Origin of the sequence: Arcobacter sp. L (assembly GCF_000284235.1) — a bacterium.
In the GTDB taxonomy this organism is placed as follows: Bacteria; Campylobacterota; Campylobacteria; order Campylobacterales; family Arcobacteraceae; genus Aliarcobacter; species Aliarcobacter defluvii.
In genome coordinates this window covers 2,069,629-2,088,629 of the sequence record NC_017192.1, presented here as the reverse complement: position 1 = coordinate 2,088,629, position 19,001 = coordinate 2,069,629, and the positions used below count along the sequence as shown (strand labels likewise).

The 19,001-nt window shown below is 27.1% G+C and carries 17 protein-coding genes; 10 read left to right on the top strand and 7 right to left on the bottom strand.

Annotation, left to right across the window (positions count from 1 at the left end; genetic code table 11):
- Nucleotides 1–3 precede the first annotated feature (3 nt).
- Both ABLL_RS10315 and ABLL_RS10310 read right to left on the bottom strand, forming a co-directional pair.
- A complete protein-coding gene (locus ABLL_RS10315) occupies nucleotides 4–2,559 on the bottom strand; it encodes a bifunctional diguanylate cyclase/phosphodiesterase (RefSeq protein ID WP_014474744.1) in 2,556 nt (851 codons plus the stop codon).
- A 153-nt stretch (nucleotides 2,560–2,712) separates the two neighbouring features.
- The gene (locus tag ABLL_RS10310; protein WP_014474743.1) at nucleotides 2,713–3,150 is read right to left on the bottom strand and encodes a hypothetical protein; all 438 of its coding nucleotides are present in this window, start codon (nucleotides 3,148–3,150) and stop codon (nucleotides 2,713–2,715) included.
- 136 nt (nucleotides 3,151–3,286) lie between these two features.
- Here ABLL_RS10310 and ABLL_RS10305 point away from each other — a divergent pair, with 136 nt between their 5' ends.
- The 5 genes from ABLL_RS10305 to ABLL_RS10285 all read left to right on the top strand — a co-directional run bounded on the left by ABLL_RS10305 (nucleotide 3,287) and on the right by ABLL_RS10285 (nucleotide 9,127).
- Complete coding sequence (locus ABLL_RS10305; RefSeq protein ID WP_014474742.1) at nucleotides 3,287–3,883, top strand: paraquat-inducible protein A; 597 nt, start codon at nucleotides 3,287–3,289, stop codon at nucleotides 3,881–3,883.
- Nucleotides 3,884–4,465, top strand: a complete 582-nt coding sequence (locus tag ABLL_RS10300) for a paraquat-inducible protein A (RefSeq protein WP_014474741.1) — start codon at nucleotides 3,884–3,886, stop codon at nucleotides 4,463–4,465.
- Nucleotides 4,458–7,124: an MlaD family protein gene (locus ABLL_RS10295; protein WP_014474740.1), complete on the top strand. Its 2,667-nt coding sequence runs from the start codon at nucleotides 4,458–4,460 to the stop codon at nucleotides 7,122–7,124. The genes ABLL_RS10300 and ABLL_RS10295 overlap by 8 nt, the downstream gene beginning before the upstream one ends.
- 97 nt (nucleotides 7,125–7,221) lie before the next feature.
- On the top strand, nucleotides 7,222–8,649 hold the full coding sequence (locus ABLL_RS10290) for a catalase (protein WP_014474739.1): 1,428 nt from the start codon (nucleotides 7,222–7,224) through the stop codon (nucleotides 8,647–8,649).
- A gap of 1 nt (nucleotide 8,650) precedes the next feature.
- Nucleotides 8,651–9,127, top strand: coding sequence for an ankyrin repeat domain-containing protein (locus ABLL_RS10285; RefSeq protein ID WP_014474738.1), 477 nt, complete (start codon nucleotides 8,651–8,653; stop codon nucleotides 9,125–9,127).
- Nucleotides 9,128–9,131: 4 nt separating this feature from the next.
- On the opposite strand, the gene ABLL_RS10280 is transcribed toward ABLL_RS10285, so the two are convergent.
- The 4 genes from ABLL_RS10280 to aqpZ form a co-directional block, all read right to left on the bottom strand.
- Nucleotides 9,132–9,482 carry a hypothetical protein gene (locus ABLL_RS10280; RefSeq protein WP_014474737.1) on the bottom strand — a complete coding sequence of 117 codons (351 nt, stop codon included), beginning with the start codon at nucleotides 9,480–9,482 and terminating at the stop codon, nucleotides 9,132–9,134.
- A 60-nt stretch (nucleotides 9,483–9,542) separates the two neighbouring features.
- The gene (locus tag ABLL_RS10275) at nucleotides 9,543–9,767 is read right to left on the bottom strand and encodes a cysteine-rich CWC family protein (protein WP_014474736.1); all 225 of its coding nucleotides are present in this window, start codon (nucleotides 9,765–9,767) and stop codon (nucleotides 9,543–9,545) included.
- Entirely contained in the window at nucleotides 9,764–11,647 is a 1,884-nt protein-coding gene (gene ciaB / locus ABLL_RS10270; RefSeq protein WP_014474735.1) for an invasion protein CiaB, read from the bottom strand. The genes ABLL_RS10275 and ciaB overlap by 4 nt, the downstream gene beginning before the upstream one ends.
- Before the next feature lie 113 nt (nucleotides 11,648–11,760).
- On the bottom strand, nucleotides 11,761–12,459 hold the full coding sequence (aqpZ, locus tag ABLL_RS10265) for an aquaporin Z (protein WP_014474734.1): 699 nt from the start codon (nucleotides 12,457–12,459) through the stop codon (nucleotides 11,761–11,763).
- A gap of 174 nt (nucleotides 12,460–12,633) precedes the next feature.
- Between aqpZ and htpG the strand changes: the two genes are divergently transcribed.
- The 3 genes from htpG to ABLL_RS15090 all read left to right on the top strand — a co-directional run bounded on the left by htpG (nucleotide 12,634) and on the right by ABLL_RS15090 (nucleotide 15,595).
- Complete coding sequence (htpG, locus tag ABLL_RS10260) at nucleotides 12,634–14,544, top strand: molecular chaperone HtpG (RefSeq protein ID WP_014474733.1); 1,911 nt, start codon at nucleotides 12,634–12,636, stop codon at nucleotides 14,542–14,544.
- 171 nt (nucleotides 14,545–14,715) lie between these two features.
- Entirely contained in the window at nucleotides 14,716–15,333 is a 618-nt protein-coding gene (locus tag ABLL_RS10255) for a hypothetical protein (protein ID WP_014474732.1), read from the top strand.
- Between the two features lie 115 nt (nucleotides 15,334–15,448).
- Entirely contained in the window at nucleotides 15,449–15,595 is a 147-nt protein-coding gene (locus ABLL_RS15090) for a hypothetical protein (protein WP_014474731.1), read from the top strand.
- 31 nt (nucleotides 15,596–15,626) lie between these two features.
- Here the strand turns inward: ABLL_RS15090 and ABLL_RS10250 are convergent, their stop codons facing one another.
- On the bottom strand, nucleotides 15,627–17,213 hold the full coding sequence (locus ABLL_RS10250) for an inorganic phosphate transporter (RefSeq protein WP_014474730.1): 1,587 nt from the start codon (nucleotides 17,211–17,213) through the stop codon (nucleotides 15,627–15,629).
- A 191-nt stretch (nucleotides 17,214–17,404) separates the two neighbouring features.
- On the opposite strand from ABLL_RS10250, the gene ABLL_RS10245 reads away from it, so the two are divergent.
- Nucleotides 17,405–18,004 (top strand): TetR/AcrR family transcriptional regulator, encoded by a 600-nt coding sequence (locus ABLL_RS10245; protein ID WP_014474729.1) that lies wholly within the window; start codon nucleotides 17,405–17,407, stop codon nucleotides 18,002–18,004.
- Between the two features lie 9 nt (nucleotides 18,005–18,013).
- A complete protein-coding gene (locus tag ABLL_RS10240; protein WP_014474728.1) occupies nucleotides 18,014–19,000 on the top strand; it encodes an HlyD family secretion protein in 987 nt (328 codons plus the stop codon).
- Nucleotide 19,001: the final 1 nt, after the last annotated feature.

Genomic DNA, 19,001 nt, shown 5'->3' with positions numbered 1-19,001 from the left:
TCTTTATTGTAAAGAGACAAAGTTTGAAGATGGTTTTCCTATATGATAACCCTGATAATAATCTATTTCTAATTCATTTAAAACTATAACAATTTCTTCATTTTCTACAAACTCAGCAATAACTTGAATTTTTAGTTCTTTTGCAAGTGTAACTATACTATTTACAAATGCTTTATCTTTTATATCTTTATCTATATTTACTATAAAATCACCGTCAATTTTTACATAATCAATAGGGAATTTTTTGATATAGTGAAATGAAGAAAATCCTGAACCAAAATCATCAATAGCAAACTTATAACCTTCAGATTTTAGATTATGAACAAATTTCTCAAGTAATGAGAAGTTTTTTACAGTTTCACGTTCAGTTATTTCAAATACAATTTTCTCTTTTTTTATATTATATTTTTTTACAAAACCATTTATTTTATTTATAAAATCACCCATAATTAAAGATTTTGGAGATAGATTTATAAATAAAATTCCTTCATACCCTATCTCTTGAATTTTTCTAAAGGCTTTTTCTATTACCATTAAATCCATTGTATTGATTAAACCTCTCGCTTCTGCAATTTCAATAAATTCAAAAGCAGATACGACTTTTCCATCTTGATGTATTCTCATTAAAAGTTCATGTATTACTAAATCATTATTTGATGAAGATGGTTTTATTGGTTGGAAATAGGCTTCTATTTGGTCATTTTCTATGGCTTTGATTAGAAGTGATGATTTCTCTTGTTTTTGTTTTAAGATATTTGATATATCATTTTGACTTGGTATTTTTATAGAATTTTTACCTTCTTCTTTTGCTTGATACATCATAGAATCAGCAATTACAAACATATCTTTTTGCGATAAACTATGTGTTGGATATACTGAAATTCCAATAGAAATAGTTATTCCTACTTTTGTACCATCAGGAGCTAGAAGTTTTTCTTCTTCAATTTTTTTAGAGATTCTATTTGCAACAGTTAATGCACCATTTTCATCACATTCAGGAAGAATAATAGTAAATTCATCTCCTCCATATCTAGCAACTATATCTTCAGGTCTTTTTTCTTCTTCTAAAATATCGGCAATAGTTTGTAAAAATTTATCTCCAAATGCATGACCAAAGTTATCATTTATTGGTTTAAAATTATCACAATCAATAACCATTAAAGCAAATGGATAATCGTGTTTCTCAGCACGTTTAATTTCATATGCCATCATATCATTGAATACTCTTTGATTAAATAAATCTGTAAGTGGATCACGTGCAGCATAATATTCTAAATCTTGTGTATATTTATGAATAGCTTTAACTGAACCTACTAAGTTTGCCATAGTTGTTAAAATAGAGTCAATTACTATATATCTTACGGGGTCATTTGAAAATACAGATTGTAAACCTATACCTACAATTCCTCCAATTTTTGGAGTATCTAAAAATAGAGATTTTGTTCTATATTCAACACTATCTTCTTTTAATTCACTTAAACATCTATTATTATCTGCTACTATATGTTTTATAGTAAAATCAGTCATTTCTTTGAAATATTCAGCTTCTTTTACAGTTTTGTTGATATATTTATCAAACATTTCTTTTTGATAATTATCAGGAATTCCTAGCCAGAAAATATCTACTTCAAATTGATCTTCACCAACTCTAAAAATAGTCATTAAAGTATATGTTTCCATGATTTTATTAATCTCAATTAATAAATCACAAATATATTCTCGCCAATCTTTTACCACATCAGAAGTGATAATAAATTTATCTAGAAGTTTTATTTCAAATTCAAGCAATTCTTTATCAACAGCTATTATTTTTAATCTTTCTGCCATAAAATCAATATTATTGATAATTTGATTAAACTCTTTAAAATATAAATCAATATTTTTTGAATCAAATTCTTTAAAATCTTGAATAGAGTTTATATTTTCAACTTTTTCATTGAATAAATCTAAATTATCTGTGATTTTTTTAGTTGTATATCTTGAAGAGATAAATGCAAGTATATAGAATATTGGGATTATTATTAAGAAAAATGCTATAAATTGGTATTTTGATTCTAAAAATATTGAATTAAGATTTTGTTTTACTTCTAAAACTCCTAAAACATCGCCAACTTGACTATTTACATGACATGATTTACAATCTTGAGTTGCTTTTAAAGGTAAAATATTTCTAACTATGTTATTGTTAAAACTATCTAATTTATCAATTTTTCCATTTAGAACATCTACTAATGTTGCATCTTTTGCTTTTTCTTCAATTTCTCCAAAAAGTTGTTTTACTTTATCCCCTCTGTAAATATTTATCTCATAATTACTACTTTGAAAATTATCTTCTAAAGATTTTGTAAACATCATCACATCATCTCTACTCCATCCTTTTCTCATTACTTGGTACATAGAAGAAAAAATTTGATTTGATATAGCTTTTGAGTGATTTAAAGCTTCATCTTTTGTAAGACTTGTATGTAAATAAGTACTGAAGATAAAACATAGTAAAAATATAGCTGATACTAAAATAATTTGTCGAGAGAAAATATAGTTTTTGAAAGTTTTATTCATTATGAGTCCTGAAAAGTATATTTATTATGGTACCACAAAATTTGACTATTTTATACAAAATTAGAGATAAAAAATATTATTAATTTATAAAAATAGTATATAAAATAGGACAAAAATAGTTATTAATTAAGAAAATGGTAAGTAACCATTTTCTTAATTTTCAGAAGGTGTATTTATCATCCAAATTGAAAAAATATCTAGATAATTCCAAAAAGATTGTTTTAAATTTTCTGGCATATCAAGTTTATTTAGAATTATGATATAAGATTCAAGCCAAATTTTTCTAGCTTCAGGAGTTATTTTAAAAGGTTGGTGACGTCCAACCATCATAGGTGCTCCTCTATTTTGATTGAAATAATCAACTCCTCCACAAATTTGAATAAAAAAATCAGCAGAATGTTGTTTTGCTAACGCAAATCCTTCATCTGTTGGAGGAAATAATCCTTTTATATCACTAACTCTTAGCAAATCATAATGATCTGATATTAATTTTCTCATTCCATCTTCACCTAAAAATTCTAAAACTTTAGGGTCAGGTTTTACAACAGGTGGTCGAGAGCCAATCTGTGCTTGAGTTATAGTAAATTGCATTTTATTAACCTTTAAAAAAATAATAATATTCGCTTAAAGCGATTAATATAATACAATATATTTGATTTTAAATAGTTTTACAATTAAAAAAAGTTTACTAATGATAAAATATCAAGATTAAAAATTTAGGATTTTGATGCGTAAAGATTTGAACTCTATAATAGAGTGTTATAGTTGTGGGCTATTTGTAAAAAAAGAAGCAAAATCAGGTATAAATCAACGATGTCCAAGATGTAATAGTAAATTAGAAATCCATAAAAAACACTCAAATGATTCTTTGTATTATGCAATTTCATCTTTGTTATTATTTGGAATTTTAAATATCTATCCAATAATAACTTTGAATATTAATGAAAATGAATTAAAAGCAACTTTAATTGGGACAGTTTCTATTTTACTTGAACAAAACTTCTTTTTTGTGGCACTGATAGTTTTTTTTACTATTATTTTAGCACCAATCTTGAACTCATTAATAATAATATTTGCTTTTATTCAAGCTAAGACAAAAATAAAACTTTTTACTAAAACATTATTACATGATAGTTTTCATTTTTTTAAACATTGGGGTTTTATAGAGGTTTTTATAGTAAGTATTATAGTTACATATATAAAATTAATAGGAATGGTAAGTTCAACAAAATTTGATATAGGATTTTATGTAATGTTAGCTTATGTTTTTTGTTTTTATATGTCAAATAAAAAATTTGAAGGTAAAAGTGTATTTGGAGAATAGATGGTTTTAATCTCTTGTAAAAATTGTCATAAAGTCTATGAAAAAGAAAATTATGATGAATTTGTTTGTACTAGATGTAAACATAAAGTTACAAGAAGAATTAAAAACTCTTTACAAGTATCTTTAGCTTTAATTATATGCGCAATTTTATTATATATTCCAGCAATGCTTTATCCTATTATGGAAGTTACAAAGCTTGGTGTAAATATGGAAAGTACCATACTTGAAGGTGTTATTAGTTTTTTAGATATGGAGAGTTATTTTATCGCAATAGTTATATTTACAGCTAGTGTTGCTATTCCTATGATAAAACTTGTAGGTTTGCTTTTTATATTTATATCTTTAAAAATAAATGTAAAAATGGAAAATAAAACAAAAAATTTAATATACAAATTTATAGAAGCAATTGGAAAATGGTCTATGATTGATATTTATGTTGTGGCAATTTTAGCTTCAATTGTACAACTTGATGAGATTTTTAATATAAAAGGTGGAATTGCTGCTACATCTTTTGCTTTAATGGTGATTTTAACAATGATTGCAGCAAATAGATTTGATACAAGGATTATTTGGGATGAGTAATGATTTGATAAAAGAAGAACAAAAAGAACCAGTTGTTTATAAAGCTAAAATTGAAGAGAAAAAATCTATCTCTTTTGTTTGGATTTTACCTTTAATAGTTCTTGGAATTTTAGGTTGGATTGCTTATGAATCTTATATGAAAAAAGGTACAAATATAACTGTTGTTTTTAAAAGTGCAGAAGGTTTAAAAGAAAATGTTACACCTTTGGAATACAAAGGTTTGCAACTTGGAAAAGTTACAAAAATTTCTATGCATGAAGATTTAAAAAGCGTAAAAGTTAATATTTTAGTAAATAATGATGTTGCAAGATATGTAGCAAGTGAAGGTTCAGACTTTTGGATAAAAAAACCTACCGTTTCTTTAACAAAAGTATCAGGATTAAATACACTTATTAGTGGATATAAAATCGAACTTTCTCCCAAATTTAAAACTCAAGAAGAGTATGCAAAAGGTGCATATAAAAGCTATTTTGAGGGATTGGATTCTCAACCAAATGATGAATTTGATGATAATGGATATTATATTTCTTTAATTGCAAATGATAAAAGTAACATAGAAGTTGGAACTCCAATATTTTATAATAAATTCCAAATTGGTGAAATAACGGCAAAAGAGTTTGTTTTTGAAAAAGTATATTTCACAGCTTATATCTATGATAAATTTAATTATTTAGTAAATAAAAGTTCAAAATTTGTAATAAATGAAGCTTTAAAAGTAAAATATGGAGCAAGTGGATTAAATATCGAATTAGGTTCATTATATTCTGCTCTTGTAGGTGGTGTTACTGTAGTTACTCCAAATAAAGATGAACAAAAAATCTCAAAAGATGAGGTTTGTCTTTTATATGGAAAAGAAGATGATTTGAAAAATAAAGAGTATTTTAATATAAGCTTTTCTGATGTAAATGGAATTGAAGAGAATACGCCAATTATTTTTAAAGGTATTGAAATAGGAAAAATTTTAGAAGTTAATCTTAATAAAAATATTTTAAATACAAAAGCTTTTGTATATGAAGAGTATAAATATTTATTAACAAATAAAACTAAATTTTTTGTAGAAGAACCAACTATTTCTTTTGATGGAGTGAAAAATTTAGGAAATATTGTAAAAGGAAATTTTATCTCTTTAGAGTATAAAAAAGGAGATTTCTCAAATAATTTTATTGCAATAAATAAAAAAGATTTAAACAAGATTAGTAGTAGTGTAAAAGTAGAACTTTTAAGTGAAAGTTTGAATTCTATATCGGAAAAATCAAAGGTTTATTATAAAAATATAGAAATAGGAAGAGTTGATAGTTATGTTTTAACACCTGATTTGAAAAATGTAAAAATTACTATTTTTATTGATGATAAGTACAAAGATTTGATAAATGATCATAATCTTTTTTATGATATGAGTTCAAAACTTGTAGAGATGAAAAGCTTAAATTTGAATGTAAATTATAGTGGAATAGAGCCGTTGTTAAATGGAGCTATTGGGTTAATTGCTGAAAAAAGAAGTGATGAAAAACTTACAAAAAAAGAGTTTAAACTTTATAGCTCTTTTAAAGATCTGGAAAGACTTAAAAGATTTTATAATAGTGGATTTACTATTGAAGCAGATTTTGATAATAGCTTTGAAATAAAACAAGATATGGCAATAGTTTATAAAAATCAAGAAATAGGTTTTGTTAAAGATATAAAATTTGATGATAAAAAATCAAAAGTTAATCTATTTATTTATTCTCCATATAAAAAATACATAACAGATAAAAGTAGATTTTTCAAACAAGGAATTGTTAATTTTAAAGCTAGTTTATCAGGTGTTATTTTTGAAGTTGATAATTTTTCATCTTTGATTGATGGTTCTATTCATTTAGATAACTCTTCAACTACAACTTTGAGTAAATACCAAATCTTTGCTTCTGAAGATGAAATGAATAAAGCTATAAATAGTGTAACTATAGTTTTTGATGATGTAGAAGGTCTTCAAGAAAACTTTTCACAACTAACTTATAAAGGTGTAAATGTAGGGAAAGTTAAAAAAATTTCACTAAATGAAAAACAAAAAGTTGAAGTTCAAGCTTTGATTTATGATGATTATTCATCTTTTGCAAAAGAGGGAACAGTTTATTATCTAAAAAAACCTAGAATATCTTTACAAGAGATTGCAAATGCAGGTTCAACTGTAATGGCTGTAAATATTGGAGTTATTAAAAGTGAAAGTTTAAATAAACAAACAAAATTTGTTGGACTAGAAACTCAACCTTCAGTTGAAAAATCACAATTTGGAACAGTATTTAAAGTGGAAGATTTAACAGCATCAAGCGTGAATGTTGATGCACCAGTTTATTATAAAAATGTACAAATAGGAAAAGTAAGTAAAATTGACTTAAGTGAAGATGGTTCTAAAGTTGTAGTTGATTGTTTGATTTATGATAAATATACAAAACTTATTAGAAAAAATTCAGAATTTTATGACATAAGTGGTTTTGAGATGAAATTCTCTATTTTTAGTGGTTCTAAAATTGAATCAAATACTTTTACAAGTCTGTTAAAAGGTGGTTTAGTTGTAGTAACTCCTTATGAATATGGTGAAATAGCAAATCCAAAAGATAAGTTTACTTTAGTAAAAACATTAAGAGAAGATTGGAAAAGTATAAGTCCAAGTATTAAATAAAGTTGTATATTTTTTAAACTAAAATTAAGTTCTCTCAATATAGAATTAAAATTATCAAAGGAAAAAAAATTTCCTTTTAAAAATTAAGGAGAGAACTATGAAAAAGATAATGACAACAACTGCTGGAAATCCAATTTCGGATAATCAAAATTCAATGACAGCTGGAAGTAGAGGACCAGTTTTACTACAAGACTATCAATTAATAGAAAAATTAGCTCACCAAAATAGAGAAAGAATCCCTGAAAGAGTAGTTCATGCAAAAGGAAGTGGAGCTTTTGGAGTTTTAGAAATAACAGAAGATATTTCAAAATATACAAAAGCAAAAGTTTTGCAAAAAGGTGAAAAAACTAAGATGTTACTTAGATTTTCAACTGTTGCAGGTGAAAGAGGCGCAGCTGATGCTGAAAGAGATGTAAGAGGATTTGCTCTTAAATTCTATACAAGAGAAGGAAATTGGGATTTAGTAGGAAATAATACTCCTGTATTTTTTATTAGAGATGCATACAAGTTTCCTGATTTTATACATACACAAAAAAGACATCCTCATTCAAATTTAAGAAGTAATACAGCAATGTGGGATTTTTGGAGCTTAAGTCCAGAAAGTTTGCATCAAGTAACTATTTTGATGTCAGATAGGGGAATCCCAAAATCATATAGACATGTAAATGGTTATGGTTCTCATACATATAGTTTGATAAATGCAAGTGGTGAGAGATTTTGGGTGAAATTCCACTTTAAAACGCTTCAAGGAATAGAAACACTTACAAATAAAGAAGCTGAAGCCATCATTGCAAAAGATAGAGAATCAAATCAAAGAGATTTATTTGAAAATATTCAAGCAGGAAATTTCCCAAAATGGAGTTTTGAAATTCAAATAATGACAGATGAACAAGCAAAAAATTGTAGTTTCAATCCATTTGATTTAACAAAAGTTTGGCCACATGGTGATTATCCTATGATAAAAGTTGGAGTTATGACATTAAATGAAAATCCAAAAAACTATTTCAATGAAATAGAACAAGCTTCATTTAGTCCATCAAATATAGTTCCAGGAATTAGTTTTTCTCCTGATAAAATGCTACAAGCAAGAATTTTTTCATATCCTGATGCACATAGATATCGAGTAGGGACACATTATGAAATGTTGCCTGTAAATAGACCAATAGGTGAGGTTAATACTTATCATCTTGATGGAAGTATGAATTATGAAATAAAAGAGCCAACGGATGCTTATTATGAACCAAATAGTTTTAATGGAGCTGTTGAAGATAAAAGTTTTGCGGAACCTGCACTTGAAGTTGGAAATATGGCTAATAGATATAATCATCAAGAAGGTAATGATAACTTTTCTCAAGTAACAGCGTTGTTTAATCTAATGAATAATAATCAAAAAGAACAATTATTTAGCAATATTGCAGCAGCAATGAGTGGAGTTCCAAGAGATATTGTAGATAGACAAATAACACTTTTTGAAAAAGTTCATAGTGATTATGCTACTGGAGTTAAAAAAGCTTTAGGAATCTAATATGGAAGCAACAATAAATGAACTAAACAGATATGAAGAACTTCAATTAATAGCACTTGATTATGCAAGACATGGACAAACAGAAGATTTAAAGTTGATGTTAAATGCAGGAATGCCAGTAAATTTGTCTGATCATAAAGGAAATACTCTTTTGATGTTGGCTTCATATAATGGAAATGAAGAAACTACTAAACTTTTAGTAGATTTTGGTGCTGAGATTGATAAAAAAAATGATAGAGGACAAACGCCACTTGCTGGTGTTTGTTTTAAAGGATATTTTGAAATTACGAAGATTTTGGTAAATGCAGGAGCAAATATCCATGAAAATAATGGTTTAGGAACAACTCCACTGATATTTGCAAGTATGTTTGGAAATACAAAAATTGTTGAATATTTAAACGAACAAAATAAAAATAGAAGTTTTAAATCTAAAATATATTTAGGTTTTTCAAGATTTATAAGGTTATTTAAAAAGTAATGAGTTAATCATTACTTTTTCTTTGATAAAGATATATAAATAATAGTCCAATTGGTGCTATAAATATAGCAAATGACCAACATAAAATCATAGTAAATATTTTCCAAATCAAAAACAATATTGCATTAAAGAAGAAAACATTATTACCCATAATAAAGTCTATAACACTTTCATAAGCAAATCTTGCATAAGGGTATAAAAGTGTATTAATAACTATTAAAAATAACAAACCTGATTTTGGAGAATTACTAGTATAATCTATATAAAATAATAATGCTCCCATTAAAATACCGAAAAATAACTGCCTAAAATAATATGCTTTTGTTAGACCTTTAAATAAATTTAAAAATTTCAACTAATTCTCCTCAAAAATTTGGGGAATTGTATCTAATAAATAATAATATAATATTAAATTTTATCTATAAGGATTTAGATTCTTTATGAAATTATTTTTATCTTTTTTAAATTCTAAAATACAATTTTTACAAATACAAGCTTTCATTTGTAACTCTTTTGGGATTAAAGTTCTTAACTCTTTTGGAACTTCTATTGTGTTGCACCAGCAGTTATTGTTTACTATATGTGCTTCACAAAGGTTTTCTTTTTTACAAAATGGGCAAATCTTTGGATTAACCTTCATTTTATATAGTTCTCTTTTTTATCTTCTGTATCTAATTCTTGACCAATTTCTTGGTATCTTTTGAAATAATATTTTACAAATGAATTTATAGTTTCATTATTTGGCATAAAATATTTCTCTTTTTTTGTTGCATAGTTATTTAAAAACTGCGTTGCATCTTTTTTGTCTAAATAGTGTTTTGCTAAAGCAGTATAGTTTGTAATATACCAAGCTTTTAAAGTTTCAAATTTTGCCTCACTTATATCAATATTTAATTTTTTATTTTCATTATCCCAAGCTAAAACACCACTATCAAAAAGTCCACTTAAGTGAATCAATCCTTCACAATAATAAGGTTGAACTTCATCAACTTCCATCCAACCAATAAGTCCAACACTTCTTTTTACAAGGTCTATTAAAACTTGTTCTTTTAGGTGTAACTCATCAGTATCAACATCAAGTAAATAAGAGATTAATCCACCTGTTGTTGCTTTAAACTCTTCAATGTTTTTAAAGTTTCCAGTTTTATTCATCACTGATTCAGTTTCATCATCGCACCATAAAATATGTCCATATTCATGTCCAACTGTACTTATATCATAAACTTGATGCCAAGATGTTGTTTCATTAAATAAGAACATTCTATCACGAGTAAGAAGTTCTTGTCCAAATATCTCTCGACTTAATTTTAAAAATGGTTTTGCACGGCTTGTTTGTAAAATCTCATCAGAAAATGCAAAGATTTTTTTACCTTCTTCTAAAGATACAACTTCATCATTTGGTACAACTTGAGCTGAAAATAGTCCATTGAATTCTGCTCCAAAAAATAGGGCTGGTCGTCCCACATAAAGTTGAACTTTATCAAGTGATTTGAAAGAAAAATCATAAATCTTTTTATAACTTTCATTTGGTTCAAAACTTGAATATATTTTTGAAAAAGCTGATTTTATTTTATTTACTCTATGGTCATTTTGTGCAAATTTTGGATTTGTAAGTCTAATATCCCATTCAAGTGCAACAGCTTTTCTAAAGTGATCTTCGTAGTATTCAAGTGGATGTCCGATTTGAATTGGAGTTTTTATTTTCATCCAAGCTCTATCTACATCTGCCCATTTTGAAACTAATTCATTTGTTCTATCTTCACTAAATGCTTTTATAAGCGCTTGAATATATAAAATATAATCCCATTTTTGATTATAAATTTCATCTTCAAGTTCGATTAGTTTATCTGCAAATTCTTCTAAAGCATCTACAACTTCAGTTGTCTCTTTTTTGAAAGCTTTGATATATGCTTGAGATTTGTATTTGTCACCATCTTTTACTAAAGCTGAGTAACATCTATCAGCAGTAATTCCTCCATGTCCTAAATCAAAAAGTTTTTCATCTTCAAGATATTTCATAATCTTTGCTTCATCACCTTCAAATTTGGCAACTAACTCTTTGTTTATTCCATTTATAATATGCGCTGTCCAAGAAGTTTGCCATGCGCTCATTTGGAGGCCTACGTTATAAACTCCAATAAATACTTCCCTATAAAAAGGAGTTAAAAGTTTGTTCTCAACTATAAAATCAATAAATTTTGTATGTTTGTCATGCCAATACTCTTTCACAAATTGATAAGCTTTTTCTTGTAAAGAGATGATTTCTTTCTCATTTTTTTCAAGTTTTTTTAGAACTTGAACTAAACTATCATCCCTTAAATTTACAAGTCTTGTAACAAGTGCAAATCTTAAATCATCTTTCATTTCAAGATTTAAAGATTTTGCAAAATCATCAATAAGTGTTAGTTTATCAAACTCTTTATTTTCTAAAAATTTTATTAGTTCATTTGTTTTTGTTTTTTGGTCATTTAAAAAATCATATATTTTTTGTAAGTCGTTTAAAAATTGTTCTTTTGTCATAATAAATCTTTCTTGTAATAAATTTAAGTGAGTATTATAACTTATAAAGTGAAGAGAAAAGTTTAAGAAGTGGATAAAAAAATAAAATTCATCCCCATTTTAGGGATGAATTTTTAGTTTTCTTTTGTTTCGAAGAATTTATATATAATACCTGCAATAATAGCACCAATAATAGGAGCTACCCAAAATAACCATAATTGCTCGATTGCCCAACTTCCTTGAAATAGTGCAACAGCTGTACTTCTTGCAGGATTTACAGAAGTATTTGTAACTGGAATTGAAATAAGATGAATTAAAGTAAGTCCAAGTCCAATAGCAATTGGTGCAAAACCAGCTGGAGCTCTTTTATCTGTAGAACCTAAAATTATTATTAAAAACATAAATGTCATCACAATTTCACAAATCAATGCAGCAGTTAAACTATATCCATTTGGTGAATGTTCTTCATAACCATTTGAAGCAAAACCAGCTGTTACATCAAAACCAACTTTTCCTGAAGCAATAAGATATAAAATAAATGCTCCAGCAATTCCTCCTAAAACTTGTGCAATAATATAAGGAATAAGTTCAGCTGTTGGAAACCTTCCTCCTGTCCACAATCCAAATGAAACAGCAGGATTTAAATGACAACCTGAAATATGTCCTATTGCATAAGCCATAGTTAAAACTGTAAGTCCAAATGCCAATGCAACCCCTGTAAATCCAATACCAAGTTCTGGAAAAGCTGCTGCTAAAACAGCACTTCCACAACCACCAAGTACTAACCAAAAAGTACCTATAAATTCTGCAACTAATTTCTTTGATAAACTCATAATAGTTTGTCTCCTTTAAAAATTTAGCGAATAATATAATAAAAAAACTAAAAATATTATTATTTGGCACTCAGATATAAAAAGTGCTAAATTTAAGAAAAACTTTAGCTAACTTTTATAAAGTTGCGATAAAATTATCTTTTAAAAATTAAAAATTTTATAGGAGAAATTAGTATGGCAAAACATCAATTTCAAACAGAAGTAGGACAATTATTACATTTAATGACACACTCTTTATACTCAAATAAAGAGATTTTTATAAGAGAACTTGTATCAAATGCAAGTGATGCTATTGATAAATTAAACTATTTAAGATTAACAGATGAAAATTTAAAAGACAAATATGCGCAGTGGAAAGGTGAGATTAATATCTCTTTTGATGAAAAAGATAAATCTTTAACTATTTCAGACAATGGTATTGGTATGAACGATGAAGATTTAATCGCTTCAATTGGTACTATTGCTAAATCTGGAACAAAATCATTTATTGATAATTTAACAGGTGATGCTAAAAAAGATTCAAACTTAATTGGTCAATTTGGAGTTGGATTCTATTCAGTATTTATGGTTGCATCAAATGTTGATGTAATTACTAAAAAAGCTGGAGAAGATAAAGCTTATAAATGGTCATCAAACGGTAGTGGTGAATTTGATTTAGGTGAATGTGTAAAAGGTGATAGTGGAACTGTTATTTACATCAAATTAAAAGATGAAGAAGCTGAAGAGTTTGCAAGTAAATATAGAATCAAAAATATTGTTGAAAAATACTCAAATCATATTGCTTATCCAATTTTCTTAAACTACAATGAAGAAGTGACTGTTGAGCAAAGTGAAGAAGATAAAAAAGCTGGAAAAGAAGCAGAGAAAAAAACTGAAAGAAAACATGAACAAATCAATGCTGCAACTGCTCTTTGGATGCAACCAAAAGCAAAATTAACAGAACAAGATTATAATGATTTTTATAAATCAATTTCTCATGATAGTTCAGATCCAATGCTTACAATTCACACAAAAACTGAAGGTGTAAACGAATATACAACACTATTTTATATTCCAAAAACTGCACCAATGGATATGTATAGAGCAGATTTCCAAAGTGGAGTTAAACTATATGTTAAAAGAGTATTTATCACAGATGATGAAAAAGAACTTTTACCAACATATTTAAGATTTGTAAGAGGTATTATTGATAGTGAAGATTTACCACTAAACGTAAGTAGAGAAATTTTACAAGAAAATAGAATCTTAGCAAACATCAAACAAGGAAGTGTTAAAAAAATCCTTGGTGAAATCAAAAAATTATCTAAAGATGAAGAAAAATATGCAGAATTTGTAGCTCAATATATCAGACCTTTAAAAGAGGGTGTATATCAAGACTATACAAATAAAGAAGCGATTTTAGAACTATTAAGATACAAATCAACAAAAACAGAAGCTGGAAAAATGACTTCATTAGAAGATTATAAGCAAAGAGCTAATACTGAGCAAAAAGCTATTTATTACATCATTGGAGAAAATGAAAAAGTATTAAAAAATTCTCCACTTTTAGAGTCATATAAGAAAAATGATATTGAAGTTTTAATTCTAGATGATAAAGAAATAGATGAGATTATAACTCCTGCAATTGGTGCATATAAAGAGTGGGAATTTAAAGATATTACAGCTTGTGAGCCTCCTAAAGTTGAACAAACTGAAGAAGAGAAAAAAGAAGTTGAAGAGAAATTTCAAGATATTCTTGCAAAAATCAAAGATAAATTAGGAAGTGCAGTAAAAGATGTAAAAGTTACTTCAAGACTTTCTGAGTCACCATCTTGTGTAACAAAAGATGCAGCAGATGCTCAAATGGCAGCGATGGCTCATATGTTTAGACAAATGGGACAAGCTATGCCAGAATCAGCTCCAATTTTAGAAATCAATCCAGACCATGAAATCGTAAAAAAATTAAATGGTTGTACAGATGAATCAACAATCGAAGATGTTTCTTGGATTTTATTAGACCAAGCAAAACTAAGTGAAGGCATGGAAATCACTGATACTGTAGCTTTTGCTCAAAGATTATCAAGAATTACTGCAAAAGCTCTTTAAAAACTATTCTACAACGCCATTTTTTCATAATCTTGGCGTTGTCAGAATTTTTTAGCTCAATCACGTACTTAATGTACGCTCAATCACTAAAAAATCCCTCCGCCTTGATATTATAAAAAACTGTCATTGGATAATAGTTTTTTACTTTTGTTAAAATTAAAAGGAGTACATATGAATGAAGAAGTTTGGAAATGGAATGTTAACTTAGCTTGGGAGTTATTTACTTCAGGAATTTATTTTTATAGAAAAGCTTTAAATTCTAAATTTGAACACCAAAAACATATGTATTATAAAAATGGATTATTATCTATTGTCACATCAGTTGAAGTTTACATAAATCAATTATTAATTTCAGAAGAAAAGTGGTCTAAAAGTAAAATAAAAGATACAAAAATAGAAAATAAATTTGAATATTTTAATGTAAATGATAATTTGTATAAAACATCTAAAAATTTGAGGAATATTTATATTGTTCATTTTAAAGAAAAAGACCATAGATATTTTGATGAAATTAATGAAAATACTTTTTTGGAAGCAATAGAATCAGCACAAGAAATTATAGCTAAGATTAATTTTAATAAAAAACGATTATTCCCATATTGGATTACGGGTGTAAATTTTATTAATCCATCTCATAATTATGATTTAGTTTTATTAAATGAATTAGAATTTTGGAGACATATGAAATATTCAGGATATTTAAAAATTGAGATTTTTGATATGTCAGGAAACTTAATTTATAATATTGATAAATACAATAAATACAAAGAATTATACTTTGAATTATGAAATAGAATTAGAGAAAAAGAATTTATGTTTGAATTTTATAAAGACAAAAGATTCCCTCAAATGCCAATTTTATCGTGTGTTTTTTGGGATTAAATAATATAATAGGAAAACAAAAATGTCAACAATAACAATTAGAAACGCAACAAAAGACTCCCAAACAATCTTCAATTTTATAATGGAACTAGCCATTTATGAAAAAGCATCAAATGAAGTAAAAACAACGGTAAGTGAAATGGAAAAATCACTTTTTTTTTATTTCTAATTTAGACTATATTTTATAACTAATTAAAACTTTAAATAGAAGCCATAAATCCTTTAATCATAAAAAAGATAGCCACAGAAAGAATAGCCGCAGCAGGTACAGTTATAATCCAAGCTGCTATTATCTTCTTAATAGCATCCCTTTTTACATATTTTGTACTTTTTGCATCTTTTACATCTTTTCTCTCTTGTTTTACCAAGTTCTCTTTATCATCTATCTTTTTATACAACTCTACTATTTTTACATAATGTGTTTTTGATTTATCTTTTATTATCTCTAATCTATTCAACTCTTCTTGCATCAAGTCCAATTCTCGTTTATGTCTTTTAAACCTTTTTCTTGTCTCTTGCAAAAATCTCTTCTCATTATTATCCAAAAACTCTCTTAAAAATCCTACTCCAAACACTCCACCTACTGCTATATGTGTTGAAGACACTGGAAGTCCCAATTGGCTTGCTACTATTACTGTGAATGCTGCTGCCATTGCTATTGAGTATGCTCTCATTTGATCAAGTTCTGTTATCTCTGAGCCTACTGTTTTTATCAGTTTTGGTCCATATAGAGTCAATCCTATTACTATACCAAATGCTCCTACTGCCATTACCCAAAAAGGAATACTTACTTTTGATGCTATTTCTACATTTACTATTGCATCATTTATTGCTGCAAGTGGTCCAATTGCATTTGCCACATCATTTGCTCCATGTGCAAAAGAAAGCAAGGCTGCTGCAAACACCAAAGGAATATTAAACAAGCTATTTACAGAAGCTCTTGTATTTGCCAATTTATTTGAAGATTTAGCTATTAATGGTTTAACAAGAAGATAAACACCAACAGTTATAAAAAATGCAATTACAGAAGCTACAAAGAAATTCAAATCAACAAGGTGTTTCAAGCCTTTCAAGATGATATAAGTACTAAAAGTCCAAGTCATTACTGAAATCAAAATTGGAACAAATTTTTTTGAGGCTTCTATCATATTTTCTTTATAGATTATTTGTTTTTTTATAAAGTAAAGAAATCCTGCTGCTATTATTCCACCAAGCAAAGGAGAAACAACCCAAGAGGCTACAATTTTACCAACAGTATCCCAAGAAACTATTGCAAAACCAGCTGCTGCTATTCCTGAACCCATTACACCACCTACAATAGAATGTGTTGTCGAAACAGGTGCTCCAATAGAAGTTGCAAAATTCAACCAAAGTGCAGCAGAAAGCAAGGCAGCTGTCATTGCCCAGATAAATATTTCAGGATTTTTTATCAAATCAGGATTAATAATACCATCTTTAATTGTTTTTACTACATCCCCACCAGCTATGAAAGCTCCAAGTGATTCAAAGATAGCAGCGATAAAAATAGCACCTGTAAGAGTCAAAGCTTTAGAGCCAACTGCTGGTCCTACATTATTTGCTACATCATTCGCTCCAATATTCATTGCCATATAAGCACCAAACACTGCTCCTATTATTAGAAACGTATTATTTGGCAAGTTCCCATGTGAGGCATACGACCACAAAAACACTACTACTATAAATAGCAATGCTAGCGACAACTTCGCAAAATCTGGCAGGGTCTTTTTCTCAATTTTTTCAATAGAGTTTAATATTTTAGTTTCCACTTTTATTTCCTAATGTAATAAAATTTTTTATAATTGCTTGATTTATTTTGATAAGATTATTTATATATTGATTTGACCTAATTTTAACTATCAATTAATTCAAAGATTAATTATTTTATTATGATTTTAATCTTTTTTATATTATACTTTGATTAACCGAACGGTTAGTTAATATATTATAGGATTAATCAATGACAAAAAAACATATCTTAGATGTAGCAACGGAGGAATTTGCAACCTTGGGCTATTCAGGCTTAAGTATGAATAAGCTAGCTGAAAAATTAAAAATAAACAAAGCTATGATTTATTATTACTTTAAAGATAAAAGAAATTTATATGATGAAGTTATTTCTTCAATAATTGAATTAAATGAAGAAGAAAAAAAAGAGATTTTAAATAGTTCTTTAGAAGCAAAAGAAAAATTTAAAAGATACATAAAACTATGTACAAAAACAATAAGCAATAATCCAAATATTATACCCCTTACATTAAGAGAAATGGCAAATTTTGATTTAGGAATAGAAAATAATATCCCAAATTCTATTGAGCAAGAACTTGTTTTGATGAAACAAATTATTTTACAATTAAACTTAAAAGAAAAATACAAAGATATAGATTTTTATGAATTAAAAGCTATGATAATAGGTACAATTTCTTCATATTATTCAATGCAAAAAACACCTCTAAAATTGAGTAATATTAAGGATTTTGATAAAAATGATACAAAAATATTAAATTATGTAGAAGAGTTTATAACTAATATTTTATTAGATGCTTTATGTGAAAATTAGGAGAAAAAGATGTTAAAAAAATTAATAATTATTTTATTGTTATTAGTGGTTCTTGCTGCAATTTATTTTTATTCATTTATGAATAAACAGTCAAATTTACCAGAAGGATTTGCAACTGGAAATGGAAGAATTGAAACTACTCAAGTTGATATTTCTTCAAAACTATCAGGAAGATTGATAAATATAGATTCCCAAGAGGGCGATTTAGTTGAAAAAAATCAAGTTTTAGCAAGACTTGATATAAAAGAGTTAAATGCAAAATTACAAGAAGCAATGGCTTATGAACAACAAGCAATTGAAAATAAAAATTATGCTTTAGCAATAGTTGAAGAAAAACAAAGTCAATTATCCCTTGCAAAAAAAGATTATGATAGAGCAAATTCCTTATATAAAACAAAAAGTATTCCTCTTGCAGAATTTCAAAAATATGAAACAGCTTTTCAAACACAACAAGCTGCTTTAACTGCTGCAAAAAGTCAAGTTATAAGTTCTCAATCAACTATAAATGCAACATCAGCACAAATTGAAACTATAAAAGTAAATATTGAAGATTCAAAACTTTATTCACCTGTAAAAGGAAGAGTTTTATATAAAATTGCTGAAAATGGTGAAATAGTTGCAAATGGTGGAAAAGTTTTAGTTGTCCTTGATTTGTTGAATACATATATGACAATTTTCCTTCCAACTTCACAAGCAGGGCTTGTTGATATTGGATCAGAGGCTAGAATTGTACTTGATGCAATACCAAATATTGCAATACCAGCTCATGTAACATTTGTTTCGCCTTTGGCTCAGTTTACTCCAAAAGAGATAGAAACTCAAGCTGAAAGAGAAAAACTTATGTTTAGAATTAAAGTAAAAATTGATTCAAATGTTTTAGAAAAATATTTTGACAGAATAAAAACAGGATTACCAGGAGTTGCTTATATTAAACTTGATAAAAATGTTTCTTGGCCAGATTATTTAAACAATTTACCTAAAAAAGTAAGTGAATAAA

What these genes read in the sequence shown, in the direction of transcription:
- ABLL_RS10300 (WP_014474741.1), top strand. Translation starts at nt 3,884, where the DNA reads ATGGTTTTAATCTCTTGTAAAAATTGTCATAAAGTCTATGAAAAAGAA.
- aqpZ (WP_014474734.1), bottom strand. Translation starts at nt 12,459, where the DNA reads ATGAGTTTATCAAAGAAATTAGTTGCAGAATTTATAGGTACTTTTTGG.
- ABLL_RS10290 (WP_014474739.1), top strand. Translation starts at nt 7,222, where the DNA reads ATGAAAAAGATAATGACAACAACTGCTGGAAATCCAATTTCGGATAAT.
- ABLL_RS10245 (WP_014474729.1), top strand. Translation starts at nt 17,405, where the DNA reads ATGACAAAAAAACATATCTTAGATGTAGCAACGGAGGAATTTGCAACC.
- ABLL_RS15090 (WP_014474731.1), top strand. Translation starts at nt 15,449, where the DNA reads ATGTCAACAATAACAATTAGAAACGCAACAAAAGACTCCCAAACAATC.
- ABLL_RS10275 (WP_014474736.1), bottom strand. Translation starts at nt 9,767, where the DNA reads ATGAAGGTTAATCCAAAGATTTGCCCATTTTGTAAAAAAGAAAACCTT.
- ABLL_RS10295 (WP_014474740.1), top strand. Translation starts at nt 4,458, where the DNA reads ATGAGTAATGATTTGATAAAAGAAGAACAAAAAGAACCAGTTGTTTAT.
- ABLL_RS10310 (WP_014474743.1), bottom strand. Translation starts at nt 3,150, where the DNA reads ATGCAATTTACTATAACTCAAGCACAGATTGGCTCTCGACCACCTGTT.
- ABLL_RS10315 (WP_014474744.1), bottom strand. Translation starts at nt 2,559, where the DNA reads ATGAATAAAACTTTCAAAAACTATATTTTCTCTCGACAAATTATTTTA.
- htpG (WP_014474733.1), top strand. Translation starts at nt 12,634, where the DNA reads ATGGCAAAACATCAATTTCAAACAGAAGTAGGACAATTATTACATTTA.
- ABLL_RS10255 (WP_014474732.1), top strand. Translation starts at nt 14,716, where the DNA reads ATGAATGAAGAAGTTTGGAAATGGAATGTTAACTTAGCTTGGGAGTTA.
- ABLL_RS10305 (WP_014474742.1), top strand. Translation starts at nt 3,287, where the DNA reads ATGCGTAAAGATTTGAACTCTATAATAGAGTGTTATAGTTGTGGGCTA.
- ciaB (WP_014474735.1), bottom strand. Translation starts at nt 11,647, where the DNA reads ATGACAAAAGAACAATTTTTAAACGACTTACAAAAAATATATGATTTT.
- ABLL_RS10285 (WP_014474738.1), top strand. Translation starts at nt 8,651, where the DNA reads ATGGAAGCAACAATAAATGAACTAAACAGATATGAAGAACTTCAATTA.
- ABLL_RS10240 (WP_014474728.1), top strand. Translation starts at nt 18,014, where the DNA reads ATGTTAAAAAAATTAATAATTATTTTATTGTTATTAGTGGTTCTTGCT.